13 protein-coding genes are annotated in these 15,787 nt (G+C 39.9%); 6 read left to right on the forward strand and 7 right to left on the reverse strand.

Translation table 11 applies throughout. From position 1 onward, the window contains the following. Positions 1-5: 5 nt before the first annotated feature. Positions 6-788, reverse strand: a complete 783-nt coding sequence (locus AC1RRY_RS05480) for a TatD family hydrolase (protein ID WP_492817619.1) — start codon at positions 786-788, stop codon at positions 6-8. Positions 789-866: 78 nt separating this feature from the next. Here AC1RRY_RS05480 and AC1RRY_RS05485 point away from each other — a divergent pair, with 78 nt between their 5' ends. From AC1RRY_RS05485 to AC1RRY_RS05495, 3 genes are read left to right on the forward strand one after another with little or no spacing between them, the layout of a single operon-like run. Then, positions 867-1,631, forward strand: a complete 765-nt coding sequence (locus tag AC1RRY_RS05485; RefSeq protein ID WP_492817618.1) for a glycosyltransferase family 2 protein — start codon at positions 867-869, stop codon at positions 1,629-1,631. 9 nt (positions 1,632-1,640) lie between these two features. Continuing rightward, positions 1,641-2,153, forward strand: coding sequence for a metallophosphoesterase family protein (locus AC1RRY_RS05490; protein ID WP_492817617.1), 513 nt, complete (start codon positions 1,641-1,643; stop codon positions 2,151-2,153). A gap of 18 nt (positions 2,154-2,171) precedes the next feature. Further along, a complete protein-coding gene (locus tag AC1RRY_RS05495; protein ID WP_492817616.1) occupies positions 2,172-3,671 on the forward strand; it encodes a hypothetical protein in 1,500 nt (499 codons plus the stop codon). A gap of 2 nt (positions 3,672-3,673) precedes the next feature. Here AC1RRY_RS05495 and AC1RRY_RS05500 read toward each other — a convergent pair whose 3' ends face one another. Continuing rightward, positions 3,674-4,597 (reverse strand): FAD:protein FMN transferase, encoded by a 924-nt coding sequence (locus tag AC1RRY_RS05500; protein WP_492817615.1) that lies wholly within the window; start codon positions 4,595-4,597, stop codon positions 3,674-3,676. Between the two features lie 3 nt (positions 4,598-4,600). After that, on the reverse strand, positions 4,601-5,299 hold the full coding sequence (locus AC1RRY_RS05505) for a hypothetical protein (RefSeq protein ID WP_492817613.1): 699 nt from the start codon (positions 5,297-5,299) through the stop codon (positions 4,601-4,603). Positions 5,300-5,467: 168 nt separating this feature from the next. On the opposite strand from AC1RRY_RS05505, the gene AC1RRY_RS05510 reads away from it, so the two are divergent. Next, positions 5,468-5,782, forward strand: a complete 315-nt coding sequence (locus AC1RRY_RS05510; protein WP_492817612.1) for a hypothetical protein — start codon at positions 5,468-5,470, stop codon at positions 5,780-5,782. Positions 5,783-5,816: 34 nt separating this feature from the next. Here the strand turns inward: AC1RRY_RS05510 and AC1RRY_RS05515 are convergent, their stop codons facing one another. Further along, positions 5,817-7,289 (reverse strand): UDP-N-acetylmuramate--L-alanine ligase, encoded by a 1,473-nt coding sequence (locus AC1RRY_RS05515; protein ID WP_492817611.1) that lies wholly within the window; start codon positions 7,287-7,289, stop codon positions 5,817-5,819. 233 nt (positions 7,290-7,522) lie between these two features. Between AC1RRY_RS05515 and AC1RRY_RS05520 the strand changes: the two genes are divergently transcribed. Next, positions 7,523-9,007 carry a type III PLP-dependent enzyme domain-containing protein gene (locus AC1RRY_RS05520; protein WP_492817609.1) on the forward strand — a complete coding sequence of 495 codons (1,485 nt, stop codon included), beginning with the start codon at positions 7,523-7,525 and terminating at the stop codon, positions 9,005-9,007. A 222-nt stretch (positions 9,008-9,229) separates the two neighbouring features. Here the strand turns inward: AC1RRY_RS05520 and AC1RRY_RS05525 are convergent, their stop codons facing one another. After that, positions 9,230-9,751: a D-glycero-alpha-D-manno-heptose-1,7-bisphosphate 7-phosphatase gene (locus AC1RRY_RS05525; RefSeq protein WP_492817607.1), complete on the reverse strand. Its 522-nt coding sequence runs from the start codon at positions 9,749-9,751 to the stop codon at positions 9,230-9,232. A gap of 156 nt (positions 9,752-9,907) precedes the next feature. Between AC1RRY_RS05525 and AC1RRY_RS05530 the strand changes: the two genes are divergently transcribed. Next, positions 9,908-10,771, forward strand: a complete 864-nt coding sequence (locus AC1RRY_RS05530) for a sterol desaturase family protein (RefSeq protein ID WP_492817605.1) — start codon at positions 9,908-9,910, stop codon at positions 10,769-10,771. Between the two features lie 157 nt (positions 10,772-10,928). On the opposite strand, the gene AC1RRY_RS05535 is transcribed toward AC1RRY_RS05530, so the two are convergent. Together AC1RRY_RS05535 and AC1RRY_RS05540 are read right to left on the reverse strand one after the other, a co-directional pair. Further along, positions 10,929-14,297: a TonB-dependent receptor gene (locus AC1RRY_RS05535; RefSeq protein ID WP_492817603.1), complete on the reverse strand. Its 3,369-nt coding sequence runs from the start codon at positions 14,295-14,297 to the stop codon at positions 10,929-10,931. Between the two features lie 214 nt (positions 14,298-14,511). Next, positions 14,512-15,717, reverse strand: a complete 1,206-nt coding sequence (locus AC1RRY_RS05540) for a bifunctional 3,4-dihydroxy-2-butanone-4-phosphate synthase/GTP cyclohydrolase II (RefSeq protein WP_492817601.1) — start codon at positions 15,715-15,717, stop codon at positions 14,512-14,514. Positions 15,718-15,787 lie beyond the last annotated feature (70 nt).

Raw genomic sequence — 15,787 nt, forward strand, 5'->3', positions numbered from 1 at the left:
AGATATTATTTGTTAATCAGTTTTAAGGCATTTTCGGTAGTCTGTTGCACTACTTCGTCAAACGATACTTGCTTTAGCCCGGCTATTTTTTGCGCCACCAGTTCAATGTAGGCTACTTCGTTTCTTTTACCTCTGTAAGGCACGGGAGCCAGATAAGGGGTGTCTGTTTCCAGAACCAGATTATCTAAACCCACATAAGGCAACACTTTGTCTAAGCCACCATTTTTAAAAGTAGCTACGCCTCCTATACCCAGCAGAAAATTGAGATCAATTACCCTTTGTGCTTCTTCCAGAGTACCCGAAAAACAGTGGAATATCCCTCTCAGACCACTCCATCCAAACTGTTCTATTAATTCAATGCATCTTACTATGGCGTTGAGTTCTCCGCTTTTAGAATTGCGTGAATGAATACAAATGGGTAGGTCGTATTGCTGTGCCAGGCGTAATTGTGCCAGAAAAGCCTCTTCCTGCTGAGGCACAAAGGTTAAATCCCAATAAAAGTCAATGCCTATTTCACCAATCATGGCAAATGGCCGCTTTGCCAGCCAGTTTTCTACGGTATTTAATTCCTGTTTAAAATCTTCTTTAATGTAGCAGGGGTGCACACCCATCATCGGCAGACAAATACCCGGATATTGTTGTTCTAATGTCAGCATTCCGTCAATGGTCTCATGGTCACAATTAGGCATCCAGATTTGTTTCACGCCGGCTGCAAATGCTCTTTCAAGCATTGCGGGTCTGTCAGCTGTAAATTGCTCATCATAAATATGCGCGTGGGTTTCAATCATTCAAGTCTCAAATTTTTTGCAAAATTACGATGTTAAAACTGCAAACAATATTACTTTTGAAATTAAAAGCATATCCGCATGAATCTTTCAGTTGTAATTCTTACCTTCAATAATACCCGTACGATCAGACAAGTTTTAGAAGCAGTGACCGGTTGGGCTGAAGAAGTGGTAATAGTAGACAGTGGCAGTACCGACGAAACCCTGACGATTGCCCGGGAATTTGGGTGTAAGATTTATTTCAGAAAATTTGATGGATTTGGTAACCAGAAACAATATGCTGTTGCACAGGCAAAAAATGACTGGGTATTTGTAGTAGATTCAGACGAAGTAGTTACTCCGGCACTAAAGAATGAAATTGATACCTGCCTGACACCCGAAAACGAATACCATGGTTTTAAAGTACCCAGAGTGCTGATTTTTCTGGGTAAACACCTGAAATACGGACGGGAATCAAAACTGCCAACATTGAGGATCTTCAACAGAAACTTCGGTAATTTCAATACCAACAATGTGCATGAGGATGTGATACTGGATGGTAAAATTCTGACATTGAAAAACAGCATGCTGCATTACAGTTTTTCAGACATAGCCGAGTTTTTCGGTAAAATGAACGACTATTCGTCCAGAAGTGCTATCGAATTATTCAAAAAAGGTAAGCGCACTTCGGTTTTTAAAGTAATAACTAAACTTCCGGTAAGTTTTTTTGTTGAGTATTTTATCCGGCTGAACTTTCTTAACGGTTATGCCGGGTTCGTGTGGGCATTTACTCAGGCAGTTTATGCAAGTCTGAAATACGTTAAACTCAGAGAATTACAAAATACCTCCGGATCACTACCAGATTAAAAATTTTCAATGACAACTATCGGACTTATATCAGATACACACGGGTACCTGGATGAACGTGTATTTGAGCACTTTAAAGATTGTGACGAAATATGGCATGCGGGCGACGTAGGCTCGGTGGAAATAATAACACGCTTGCAGGCTTTTAAACCAACCCGGTTTGTGTTCGGTAATATCGATTCAAAAGAAATACAGTGGCAATTGCCTGAGCATCAGTTTTTCGTTCTGGAAGGGTTCAATATATGGATGACCCATATCGGAGGCGCACCTCCCAACTACAATGCGGCGGTAAAGAAACAATTGAAGAAAGCCATACCGGATATCTTCATTTGCGGGCACTCTCATATTCTGCGTGTTATGAAAGATGAGGCAAGAAATAATATGATTTACCTGAATCCGGGAGCGGCCGGTAACGAGGGTTTTCATAAAGTAAAAACTTTGTTGAAATTTTCTCTTGATAATCGAAAAATACATAACTTAGGGGTTGTGGAGTTAGGCAAACGAGGGCAGGTAAGCCGTTGACTCTTAAGATTGGCTATTATGAAAAACATCTGTAAACCCCATCTGTTGTTTGTTGTTCTTCTGTACTTATTGCCGTTCGCAGTATCGGCACAATTGGTGCAGGGAAAAAGAATTGAGCTTGAACTGAATAACAGCATGGACGAAGACCATCAACTGTTTTCACTACAAGAGCAAGGGGTTTTGTTGTTTCATTCGAGAGAAGATTTTTATCGCCGCAAAATGACGATTGATTTCGTTAAATATGATAGTACGCTTACTGACGTTTGGAAAAGCGCCTTTGTGCCGGAAGAAGAATTTGCACTGACAAAGACTTATCAGAATGAACGCTTTCTATTTATTCTCTTCAAAAAAAAGGAGAAAACCAATATCGGTGTGCTTCGGCTGGATTTGGAAAACGGCGACAAAACTTATATAGAAGGTGATTTGCTTACGAATATGGACATCGAGCATTTTACTGTATTGCAGAGTAAGGCGTTTATCGGAGGTAAGTATAACGACAGGCCCGTGGTGGTTATGTTCAATTTCTTTGATAAAACTTCAAAGGTACTGCCGGAACTGCATGCCAACCATTTACTGATTAATGAGATGGATGTCAGTATTCAGCACGGAGTAGTTTATGTAATGCTGAAAAATGACCGGAATTGCCAGTATATTATTAAGACCTATTCATACGAAGGCAAACACCTGAACACCATCAATCTTGGTGATAAGCAAAAAACACCTATTTCTGGTAAAATATTAACCATGGCCGATGGGTCGCCACTTCTGCTGGGAAACTATGCCGAAGGGTGCTCACCTCTTTCCATCGGCATCTATCTTCAGAGCCTTGACAGCGAATCTAAAACGCAATACATCGATTTCTCTGATCTGGACAATTTTTTCAGTTTTATGAGTGCCAGAAAAGAAGAGAAAATAAAGACAAAAATCAGGCTGAGAAAAGAACGGGGTAAGGAAGTGAAGTTGCGCAACCGGCTATTGTTGCATGATATAGTGGCAACGTCGGAAGGATGGGTAATGATTGCCGAGATTTTTTACCCCGAATATAAGTCACCACCTTCCAATGGTAATTTTAGTACGTGGCGCAATTACCGCATTGGAAATGATGTATACAATAATTTCAGATTTACACATGCCATCATCTGCGGATTTGATCAAAGAGGTAAATTATTGTGGGATAACAGCGTTTCCCTCAAAGATGTGCAGTCGGGTGAATTGAACCCTAAAGTGCAGATAACCAATCAGGATGATTTTCATGTTCTGGCATACCCTGATGAAGATTTGATTAAGACTGTAATTGTCAGAAAGGATGAAAAAATAAAAGATCTTGAGAACTTTGATCTGAAAACGGGTACTGTAGCCGAAAAAATAACAGATACTGACCGCACAAGTCTGATAGCCTGGTATGGACACAGCTTTCTGGTCTATGGATACCAGACTATCAGAAGGGATAATTTGACCAACCGAGAGGTATTTACGATTAATAAATTGACGTACTCATTAAAAGACAGGAAACAATAAAGCTAAAAGACGCTTGCTTTCAGTTTACGCGCAAGTTTTTCTGCTTTTTCCTTTTGCATTAAGTATACTCCCTTCGAAAGCCATTCAGAGCTCGTGCCGTCTTTTGTAATAACGGTTATTTGTTTTGATTCCTCCGTACCGATTCCGGTTTTGGGATCCAGTATATGCGAGTATTTCCTGCCATCAATTTCAACAAACTGATATCTGTCGCCGGAGGTAGATATCCCGCAGTTTTTAAGGTAATAATCTTTATTGTTGATGATAACCTTCCAGCCTTTTTCTTTTGGTGGTGCGGCAGAAATTACAATATTCCCTCCGGCCTCAATCATGGCAGATGAGATTCCTTCCTGCCGAAGTACTTTCATCATTTCGTCTTCTGCATAGCCTTTTCCTATTCCGCCAAAGTCGATGCGCATTCCTTTTTTCTTTAGCAAAACAGACCTGCTTTGGTTGTTTAACAGAATATTCTCAATACCTACTTTAGCTCTCGCTTCGCTGATAAGTTTATCAGAAGGTAGCTCTTTCTGTCGCTTCATGCGCCGCCACAGTTGGGTCATGGGGCCTATAGTTATATCAAAATAACCGTCAGTGAGCTTTGCAGCCTTGATGGACTCCTGCATGATTTTCCATAAATCGTTACTCACTTTTATGTATTCTCCCGTTCCTGACGTTTGGCAAAGACGATTAATTTCACTGTCTTCCCTGTAATCGCTCAATATGAGATTAAGCGTATCTAAACGTTGGAAAGCCTTTTGTGAAGCTGCGGCGGCCTGTGTGGAGTCTGGGGCATACAAAATGATTCTGAATAAGGTGCCCATTTGCGGGTGTGTGAACTCAAATCGGGTTTGCCCATAGGTGGCATAACTCCAAAAAAAGAGGAATAGGCCTATCAGGCTATTCCTCTTTTTATATAATTCAATAGACATTCTTTATTTAATTTCGAACAGAGTATCTGCCAGATTAGTATTCACCTGAACTTTCTCAACTTTCAACTCCAATTGTACCATTCCTGTATCCTGATTCAGTTTGTAGGGCATTTTTACGCCATTTACGTCTTTGTAATCGCTGAAGTCGGTAGTGATGGTTTGCGAGCCCATAGGGGTATCGGCAGTAACTATCTGACGAACCTTTAAGCCAGAAGCAGCATCATAGTATTCGGTCATTTTTACTGAGCCTATTTCTACCGTAATTTTGTGTGCATCTGCATTATTGATTTTTTCTTTGCCTGCATAACCTAATTTAGCACCTAGTGCAACATATTCTGCTTCAGGGGCTATCAATGCCTGTAAAGCTACCGCTTTTACTTTTTCAGGATCGGTAATGTCTTCACTGCCCTGCATACCACTTGAGCGGGCTTTTGTGCCATCAAATACCTGTTTTTGTACTTCGCCCATGCCTACCACATTGATTACCTGCGAAAACTTGTTGGGGGCTTTTTTCTGGATGATAACTTCGATGCTGGCTCCCTGAACCTCGCCTGAAATAGTCATGGTTAAATCTTTCAGGTTTGATATAGCTGTTTTACCGCCAATTGCTTTTACGTAGTTATTCAGTACTTCTTCAGCGTTTTGGGCAAAAGATAAGGTACTTATCAATAATGCTGATAAGAATAGGCTTAATTTTTTCATTGATTAGTTATAGTTAATGGGTTTAAAACTGTTGTAAAGGTGTAAAAGGATTTGCTGGTTTCCAAATACTTTGTGATAATCGGATATGAACCATTTGTTAATTTTCGCTGATTACCGGTGGTCATCTGATTTGTAGATTTGCAGAAAACTTACTAATTTTTGGGAAATATGATAATTGTCAAAGGAATACCATTCAAAAAAATAAACGGAATTGCACTCTTCCCGTTTATCCTTATCAGACCCAAAAATCCGGATGAAGTCCTGATTAATCATGAGCGTATCCACATTCGTCAACAATTAGAATTGCTGGTGGTGCCGTTCTATATCTGGTATGTGGCCGAATGGGCATATCATTATAGCCAATGCAGGCAATGGTGGACAGCTTACAGAAGAATAAGTTTTGAAAAAGAGGCCTATGACAATGAAGGGAATCCTGATTACCTCGGACAGAGGAAATGGTGGGCTTTTATAAGATATAGGTAAAGCCCCAGCAGTTACCGGGGCTTTATGAAAAGCATTATTCGCTATCGAATACTTTTTTGAACGAAGAAAGTAATCCCGACCATGACTTGGTTTCTTTACCCTGGTCAATCACTTTTACTTTCGGAAACTCTTCTTTTACTTCTTTTTCTAATATTTTGTCAGACAGTTCAGGCAAAACCAGACCACCGAAAGTGCCCGAAGACATCATCAGCAGATTGCTCTGATACCAGTTCTGTTCCATCAGAAATTCTACAATTTGTTCTTTCTCTGTAAACACCAATAGTTTGTCATCACCAAAAGCTTTTTTGATCTCTTCAGGCGTAATAGCCGGGAGGCGTTTCATTTCGAGCGTATGAGGAGAATAAAAAACAACGGCTGTATCAGCATCGTCCATAGTACCTTCGTACTGTGGCAGAAAATCTTTGTTCAGACTACTAAAGGTATGCAATTCATAGCAGGCAATCAGACGGCGATTGGTATACAGCATTTTGGTTGCATGGGTAGTTGCCTTTAATTTAGAAGGCGCATGCGCAAAGTCTCTGAATATGAGTGTATTGCTATTCTCACCTAATTTTTCCAGGCGTTTCGAGGCTCCCTTAAAATGCTGAATAGCCTCATAAAACTGCTCGTCGGTGATACCCAGGCGGTCAAGAATAAGCTTGGCGCCATTCAGGTTTTTCATGTTGTGTTCTCCGAAAATCTCTAGCGGTATTTCAGTTTTTCCGTCGAGCAGAATACATTTGCCGTTTTCAACTTTATACGGATGTGCCTTATACGGAAATTTACCTACATCAGTACGATCTTTTTCTCCTATTACTTTTACGATATCATCTGTTTCGTCATACATGATAGCCCCGGCTTTAGGCAGTTCATCGGCCAGTTCTTCAAATGTACGTACGTAGCTGTCAAATGTTTTAAATATATTGAAATGATCCCATGCGATACCGCTGATAAGACAAACGTGCGGATGATAGAACAGAAACTTCGATTTTAAATGGATTTTCGATTCGGGGTACTCATCACCTTCAATAATAATAACCGGTGAATCATCATTCAACTGCACCATGATATCAAAGCCTTCAATCTGTGCTCCAACCAGATAATCAAATTTCTTGTTGTGATATTTGAGCACGTGCAGAATCATGCTGGTGATACTTGTTTTTCCGTGGCTTCCTGCAATTACAACTCTTAACTTATTCAGACTTTGCTCGTAGATGTATTCAGGGAAAGAATAAACTTTTATGCCGAGTTCCTGCGCTTTGGCTAATTCCGGATTATCAGAAAAAGCATGCATGCCTAATATCACAGCGTTCAGGTCTTTCGTTATTTTTTCTGGAAACCATCCCAACTCGGCAGGTAAAACTCCTGCTTCGGCCAAACGGCTTTTCGATGGGTCGTTTATTTCGTCGTCTGAACCTGTTACGATATATCCTTTTTTGTGAAGTGCAAGTGCCAGGTTGTGCATCACAGCACCACCTATAGCAATGAAATGAATTTTTTGGCTCATTTATAATTAAGTATTTCACAAACCCGACATCTTTTAAGCAGTATTTTCCGGGTTTTGTCTAATAATTGCAAAAAATAAAAGTAATAAAAATATCTGAACCACAGACATAAAAACTGTGTTACAAATATCAGTTGCAAAGTTGTTAAATTTATGTCACATTTGCACGCTATTTTAAACAGAGATAGCTGTTATGGTTACAAAATCTTAAAAGTTTTTATGCATTTTACATAGAGATGAAACGTTATATAGACCTTATTGAACAAACTTTCGAATTCCCAACCAGGGAGTTTGGTGTGGATGAAGAACATACACTGATGTTTAACAATGTACCATTGATGGATATTATCAAACAGTATGGTACGCCACTCAAAATCAGTTACTTGCCCAAGATTTCAGAGCATGTAGAAAACGCTAAATTGCTTTTCAGAAACGCTATGAAAAAATACAACTACAAAGGAAGCTACACCTATTGTTATTGTACAAAATCGTCGCACTTTAAGTTTGTTATAGAAACGGCTATTAAAAGCAACGTACATCTCGAAACCTCATCGGCGTTTGATATTGATATTATCCGGTCTTTGTATGAGGAAGAGAAAATCAATCAGAACACATACATTATCTGTAATGGGTACAAACGCCCGAAATATCTGGAAGGCATAACCGCTCTGCATAACGACGGTTTCGTTAACTGTATCCCGATTTTAGATAACCTGAAAGAGATTGATTATTATCTGCAACATTCGAAGGCGGAAACCGTAAATATTGGTATCAGAATCGCAACCGACGAAGAACCTAATTTTGCATTCTATACGTCACGCCTGGGTGTCAGATACAGCGATATCAATGATCTTTATAAAGAAAAAATAGAACCGAACCCGAATTTTAAACTAAAAATGCTGCATTTCTTTATCAATGCAGGTATTAAAGATAATGCTTATTACTGGTCAGAGCTGACACGCTTCATGTTCAAGTATTGTGAAATGAAGAAGATGTGCCCTGATCTTGATTCGATTGATATTGGTGGAGGCTTGCCGATTCAGACTTCTCTTGTATTCAACTACGATTATCAGGCAATGATTGATGAAATCATTGAGAATATTCAATGGATATGCAATAAAAATAACGTACCTGTGCCGCACATTTTTACCGAATTCGGTAGCTATACGGTGGGAGAGAGTGGCGCTGTTATTTATAAAGTAATTGACAAAAAACAACAGAACGACCGTGAGCTGTGGTATATGATTGACGGCTCGTTTATTACGCAATTGCCTGATTCGTGGGGGATAGGACAGAAGTACATCATGATGCCTGTCAATAACTGGGACAGCCCTTATGAAAAGGTGAACCTCGGAGGGTTGACTTGTGATTCACAGGATTTCTATAATACAGAGGCGCATTCGGAAGACTTATATCTGCCGATATTTGATATTGAAAGCGAAGATCAGTATATTGGTTTCTTCCATACCGGTGCTTATCAGGAATCTTTGGGTGGATACGGCGGTATTCAGCACTGCCTGATTCCTGCGCCACAGCATGTGCTGGTTAATCTGGATGCAGAAGGTAATATTACAACCGAGCTTTTTGCAGACGAGCAGGATAGTAATTCAATGATGGAGATACTGGGTTATAAATCGCAGAAAAAGAAAGAATTACATACCATACCAGGCAATGGTTCGACAAAAAAGAATAAGAAAACAGCAGAAGATGCGTTGGTATAAAATAAAGTAAACCGGTAAACGTTTTAATTAGAACCGAAATTAATGCATAATGAAATTTAAACTATTGATTCTTTTCCTTTTAACAGGTGTAATGTTGACCTCATGCCGTCGTCAGCAATGTCCTGCTTATGGAAAAACATCACCTGATAAAATAATAGAGAAGAGACATTGTTAGTAATAAATGTGGTTCATGATACCCACCATGAACCACACATTTTATTATTAAACCGGATTGCCGATGATAAATTTTGAAGCTTCCAACAGATTGCTGAACTGGTAGTCGGCGAGTCTGGTGTTTTCTTTGCCTGTTGCAATGTGCACGGTTTTTACTCCTGCCTTTATTCCCGCCTTTACATCTCTTTCGGCGTCGCCAATCATATATGAATGTGAGGTATCGATATTATATTTGGCTATGGCTTTTTCAAGCATGAGAGAGTCCGGCTTGCGCAGTAATGACTCAGAGGTATATTGTGGATGATGCCTGCAGAAGTAAATATCGTCAATAACACCGCCGCAACGGCTCTGCAGATAATCATAGCAATTCAGTACGTCTTCATGAGAATAAATTCCTTTGGCAATACCTGCCTGGTTAGTAACTACAATCAGTAAATAACCAGCCTTTTTTAGCAGGGTTAAGCTGTCTATCACCCCATCGGGTATGATATAGTCTTCTACTTTATAAACATAGTCCGTTCGATCTTCATTGAGTACTCCGTCACGATCGAGGAAAATACACTTTTGCATATAATGTAATTAGGTTAGTAATGTGTGAATGTTTAATATTACAAATTAAAGAAAAAATATAATAAATTGTAGCTTAAATTTTGTAAAATTTTAATTTCTCATTAAATTTCTTTCAGTTTTCCTTATTAACTCTACCTCTGTTTAAATTACTGCATTATGGATCAAATTGTTGAATATTTCAGAACAATTCCGTCGTTACACCGGAGTATCATACTGGTAGGCGGTATTGCGCTTTTCTGGATGGTTGAAAGTGCGGTTCCGCTATTTAGTTTTAAATATAGTAAAATTAAGCACGCAGGTATCAATATCTTTTTTACACTTACTACGGTTGTTATCAATTTTGTTTTGGCCTTTATACTGTTAAAATCGGCCGACTGGGCAGTGGCTAATCATTTCGGTATTCTGCAATGGCTGCCAGAAATGCCCCTGTGGCTTTTTGCTATTACAGGTTTATTGCTTTTAGACCTGATAGGCGCCTGGCTGGTGCATTGGGCCGAGCATAAGGTTAAATGGATGTGGCGTTTTCATCTGGTACATCATACAGATACCCATGTTGATACTACTTCGGCAAACCGCCATCATCCGGGTGAGAGCGTTTTCAGGTTTGTATTTACCACAGTAGGAGTAGTACTGGCTGGCGCGCCCATGTGGCTGGTGTTTATGTATCAGTCAATATCGGTACTGCTTTCACAGTTTAACCACGCCAATATAGTAATACCCAAATGGCTTGATAACGCAATAAGCTGGGTGCTGGTATCGCCCGATATGCATAAGGTGCACCACCATTATGTACAGCCCTATACTGATTCTAACTATGGTAATATTTTCTCGATATGGGACAGACTCTTCGGTACTTTTATGACACTAGACCGTGACAAGCTGGTTTATGGCATTGATACACATATGAGACCCGAAGAAAACGACAGGTTAGGGAATTTAATGAAGATTCCTTTTCAGCAATATCGCCCTCCGGTAGGCGCTAAATTTAGTGAGGATGCCGTTGAGAAAGCAATAAATTGAATCGATGCAGGATTCGGAACCCTACCCGATAGGATGAGATTTTATGCCAATGAATTTTGATACGGATTAGAAGAGAACGATTATCAAATCGTTCTTGAATTAAAAAAGTCCTGCTTCTTTCGAGGCAGGACTTTCTTGTATGTAGAATCCGTCAATCTTAGTTGAAGATGTAACGAAGACCTAACTGCACCTGGAATACATCATCAATTGTTTTTGACTTAACAAATGAATCACGAAGCAAGATGGTTTCATTAACTGCTTTGCCATCACCGCCAATGGTTGAAATAACCTGAGTGTTCATACGGTAAACCGGAACACCAGCACTTGCGCCACTTGTAGCAACACTTGCCAATACCAATGGATTGAACGAAGTAGCAGAGTTACCTACACCCCAAGAGTTATTAACCATGTTACCAACGTTGTAAATATCGGCTCTTACACGAATGATATTTTTCTTGTTAGCTTTACCCACTTTCACGTAGAAATCTTGCTCCACAGAGAAATCTAAGCGAGTTAACCATGGGTAGTAACCGGCGTTACGTTCTGCGTATTGTCCACGACGAGTTGAAAGATACGGGTTGCTATTGATAAATTTATCTAAAGCAGTTGCTTGTTCTTCTGCAGTGAAAGTTTTACCACCGGCAGTTAAAGAAGTGAAAGTTAACTCAGAAGCGCTTTTCGGTACATAGATAAGGTCGTTGATCTGACCGTCACCATTCATGTCATTAGAATAAGTATATGAGATTTTACCACCACTTTGTGAAGTACCACCCAAAGTGAACATAGTAGAACCACCGAATCTGCCACCATATTCTATACGGTAACTTGCATAACCTACGAAGCGATTGCGAAGATCGTTATCAGAGTATCCTAATGTATTGTAGTTAACACCACCTACAGCAGGAATGTTAGCATTTACAGTACTGTTTGCTTCTGAAAGGTTTTTAGCCAATCCGCGGGTATAACCAATCATACCACCAAAACCTTTGCTGATAGGTTTCTCTAATTTGAAGGTCAAGGTGTTTGCATATCCTAAATTAGTGTTACTTAAGATATAAGCACTGTTGATAGCTGAATTATAGAAACGGGCAGTATTAGCAGCCGTACCAGATAAACCTGAAGCAGGATAACGGTCACGAGTATCAGGACCAACAAATTTAGTACCACCTGCATTTTTCAGGTTGGCATCAAAATAATAAGTGGCGTTACGGTTTTTGTTATAGATAAACTCTGCCGTAAATATCAAACCTGCAAACGGTAATTTTTGGTCGACTGCAACGTTGGTTTTCCAAACTTGAGGGAACTTCAGATTCTCGTCAGAAGCGTTTACGTTATAACCTGTAATTTTAGTAAGGTCTGTAGTAGTCGGAGTATAACGGGTAGGGTCAAGTGTGAACGGATAATTAGTCGCTGCACTACCTTGTACGTTAATCAAACCGATGTTTACACCATTGTTACCTAATTGGTTAGATATCAATACGTATGGCATTCTACCTAAGAAAAGACCAGTACCACCACGCACTTGTGTAGTTTTATTACCGTTTACATCCCAGTTAAAACCAAGACGTGGCGAAGCATACAATCTTGAGTTGGGCATGTTAGCCGTATTAACTTTATAATCGCCACCCAAAGGATTTTTGAAATTCAAGGCAGATACAATCTTGTTATCGTAATCTACTGCTGTTGGAGCAATGGCAATGTAGTCACCTCTTAAGCCCAAAGTAACTTTAAAGTTATTGGTTACCTGGTAATCATCTTGCAGATATAAGCTGGTAGTTCCTACTTTCAATGTCTGCCAAGGTTTTTGGCCATCAGGCAACAAAGTATAGCGATAGTTGAATCTGTTGATTTCAACCGGCGAAGTAGTAAGATTTGGATTAGCAAGATATGCTAAAGCTGCTGTTTTGAAATCAGCAATTGAGTTGAATGTCCATACACCATTAGAAGCATAGAAGAACAAGTTATTTGATATAAAGTGTTCGTAAGATGCACCAACAGTAAGCGTATGTTTTCCTGCGAAAATAGTGAAGTTATCTGTGATATTCAATGTTGAATAATCCAGACGGTTATCAGGAGTGAACGGATCAAAACCAATTGATGTATAAGTAGAACCGTTGTTAAGGATATCAATTGTCGGGAACAACTGAGTACGATATTTACGGTCTTCAATTTGCTTGTTATAAGTAGCAATGAAATTATTTGCAAACTTACTTTTGAAGGTCGAGTTCAACTCTGCTACAAATGAACGGGTGTTGTCCATAATTTTGTAACCTGAGTTCTGAGTAGAAAGAGCCAGCGCCAAGTTGTTACGGTTACCGTTACCGGCTGTGTTCGAACTGTTACTATTACTGATTAAGGCGTCTGATTCTGAATCGTGGTGAGAATAACGAAGCGTCAATTTATGATTGTCGTTGATGTTATAATCAATACGAGCAAGGAACTTCTTACTTTCTACTTCATTGTTATAACCATCAATGGCACCCAGATCGAAGTTGAAATTGGTTTTCATGAAGCTGGTTAAATCTTCAAGATCAGCCGCTGTAGTACGAGATATATTACCTGTTGCGCCCGGGCGGTTAGCAACCCAATCCAAAGCCGGACGAGTACCTTTTACCATTTCACCGTTTACAAAAAAGAATAATTTATTTTTCAGAATAGGACCACCTAAACGGAAGCCATAAGAGTTTTCCTGAAATGTAGGAACAGGCACTGTGTTTCCGGCTGCTTTTGTACCAACCAGATTCTGGTTTTTCCAGAAAGTATAAGCTGAACCCGAGAAATCGTTCGTTCCTGAACGGGTTACGGCGTTGATACCTGCTCCGGCGAAACCTGATTGACGAACATCAAAAGGAGCAATGTTAATCTGAACCTCTTCAATCGCATCTAACGAGATAGCAGAAGTACCTGTACGGCCACCGGCTTGTGCCTGATTACCAAGACCGAAACCATTGTTAAATACAGAACCATCAATAGTGAAGTTGTTATAACGGCTGTCTTGTCCACCAAATGAGCGACCGTTGCTGTACGCATTGTATTTGGTGATGTCATTAAGCGTACGACCTAGCGTAGGCAGGCGAACAATGTTTTCATTGTTGAGCGTGGTAGATGCACCAGTGCGCTCAGAACTGAAAATGTCGCTTCTTGCTGCAGTTACCTGTACTTCCTGAAGAAGTGCGCCTTCTTCGTCCAATTTAAGGTCAACATTAGAAGCTGTACCCAAACTGGTAATAATACCATCTTTAACAGCATCTTTAAAACCAACAAAAGTTGCAGTTAATTTGAAAGGTCCACCGATACGCACGGCAGGAAGAACGTAACGACCGGTTGCATTTGTAACCGTACCGTATTTAGTACCTGAAGGTTCGTGTACAGCAACAACAGTTGCCCCAGGTAAAGTTTCACCTTTGCTGTCAGTTACAACACCCGTAATGGATGAAGAGGTAACCTGAGCAAAGCCTTGAAACGCAAATAGAATTCCAACAAGGAGACTAAACGCTCCTCGCAAAAAAGTAGATTTTTGCATCATGTTTTTTTTGGAGTTAGAAATGTTTGAAGTAAAATCATCAAGCAGATTATATTGCCAATACAAAGGTCTAAAAATTTTCCCTAAAAAAAACAAGCACCTATGTGTTTTGTTCACATAAGTGCTTGGTTTTTAGTATTTTATATCTTTTTTAATGAAAAATATTATTTAAGTACTATTTTTCAGCATTAAGAAATTGTTATGCATGCCTAATATTTTAAGCTCCCATAATTTTATGTCCCATTTTATCCCGTTTGGTCTGCAAGTATTTTTCATTATATGGATTAGATGAAATTTCGATAGGAATGTTCTCTACGATTTCCAATCCATAGCCTATGAGACCGGCTCGTTTTTTCGGATTATTTGATATGAGCTTTATTTTCTTCACTCCCAGATCTCTCAGAATCTGCGCACCGACACCGTAATCTCTTTCGTCCATTTTAAAACCTAATTCAAGATTGGCCTCTACGGTATCACGACCCATTTCCTGCAATTTATAGGATTTCAACTTATTAAGGAGCCCGATACCTCTGCCTTCCTGATTCATATATAACACAATGCCTTTGCCGTTATTTTGAACCATATCCATGGCGGCGTGTAGTTGTGGGCCGCAATCGCAACGGCACGAGCCGAAAATATCGCCGGTTACACATGAAGAGTGTACACGCACCATTACGGGTTCGTCAGGCTCCCACGTGCCTTTAATCAATGCTAAATGCAACTGCTCATTATCAAGCTGGCGATAAGCTATCATGTCAAAATACCCATGCTCTGTCGGCATTTCAACGCCTATCTCTCTTTTAATCAGCGATTCTTTCTTTAAACGGTACTCAATCAGATCTTTTATACTGATTAGCTTTAAATTAAACTTATCGGCAATTTCGCGTAATTGGGGTAGCCTTGCCATGGTGCCGTCTTCGTTCAGAATCTCAATCAAAACACCAACCGGGCTCAAGCCTGCCAGCGTAGCCAGGTCTATAGTTGCTTCGGTGTGGCCTGACCTCCTGAGAACGCCACCGTCAACCGCCCTAAGTGGGAAAATATGACCCGGCCGGCCGAAATCTTCCGGTTTTGTATCCGGGTTTACCAATGCCTGTATGGTTTTGGCACGGTCACTGGCAGAGATACCTGTAGTGCAGCCATTACCTAATAAATCAATTGATACTGTAAATGCGGTTTCATGTTGGGCAGTGTTTTTGCCTACCATCATAGTTAATTGCAGTTCTTCACAACGCTTGGCAGTAATAGGTGTACACATCAGGCCACGGCCCTCTTTTATCATGAAATTGACCATTTCAGGAGTTATCTTTTCAGCGGCACATATAAAGTCCCCTTCATTCTCACGGTCTTCGTCGTCTACTACAATCACTATTTTACCATTGCGGATATCTTCAATGGCATCTTCTATTCGGTCTAATTTCATTCTATTTAGTAATAATAATACTGGTTTTGATTCTAAAACAGATTGTCTGATGAAAACGTTTGTAAAGGTA

The sequence above is a fragment of the Emticicia sp. GW821-FHT11C11 genome, from assembly GCF_058808615.1.

Coding starts and splice junctions, on each gene's coding strand:
- AC1RRY_RS05505 (WP_492817613.1), bottom strand. CDS start 5,299: ATGAAAAAATTAAGCCTATTCTTATCAGCATTATTGATAAGTACCTTA.
- AC1RRY_RS05530 (WP_492817605.1), top strand. CDS start 9,908: ATGGATCAAATTGTTGAATATTTCAGAACAATTCCGTCGTTACACCGG.
- AC1RRY_RS05540 (WP_492817601.1), bottom strand. CDS start 15,717: ATGAAATTAGACCGAATAGAAGATGCCATTGAAGATATCCGCAATGGT.
- AC1RRY_RS05495 (WP_492817616.1), top strand. CDS start 2,172: ATGAAAAACATCTGTAAACCCCATCTGTTGTTTGTTGTTCTTCTGTAC.
- AC1RRY_RS05520 (WP_492817609.1), top strand. CDS start 7,523: ATGAAACGTTATATAGACCTTATTGAACAAACTTTCGAATTCCCAACC.
- AC1RRY_RS05525 (WP_492817607.1), bottom strand. CDS start 9,751: ATGCAAAAGTGTATTTTCCTCGATCGTGACGGAGTACTCAATGAAGAT.
- AC1RRY_RS05515 (WP_492817611.1), bottom strand. CDS start 7,289: ATGAGCCAAAAAATTCATTTCATTGCTATAGGTGGTGCTGTGATGCAC.
- AC1RRY_RS05510 (WP_492817612.1), top strand. CDS start 5,468: ATGATAATTGTCAAAGGAATACCATTCAAAAAAATAAACGGAATTGCA.
- AC1RRY_RS05485 (WP_492817618.1), top strand. CDS start 867: ATGAATCTTTCAGTTGTAATTCTTACCTTCAATAATACCCGTACGATC.
- AC1RRY_RS05535 (WP_492817603.1), bottom strand. CDS start 14,297: ATGATGCAAAAATCTACTTTTTTGCGAGGAGCGTTTAGTCTCCTTGTT.
- AC1RRY_RS05490 (WP_492817617.1), top strand. CDS start 1,641: ATGACAACTATCGGACTTATATCAGATACACACGGGTACCTGGATGAA.
- AC1RRY_RS05480 (WP_492817619.1), bottom strand. CDS start 788: ATGATTGAAACCCACGCGCATATTTATGATGAGCAATTTACAGCTGAC.
- AC1RRY_RS05500 (WP_492817615.1), bottom strand. CDS start 4,597: ATGTCTATTGAATTATATAAAAAGAGGAATAGCCTGATAGGCCTATTC.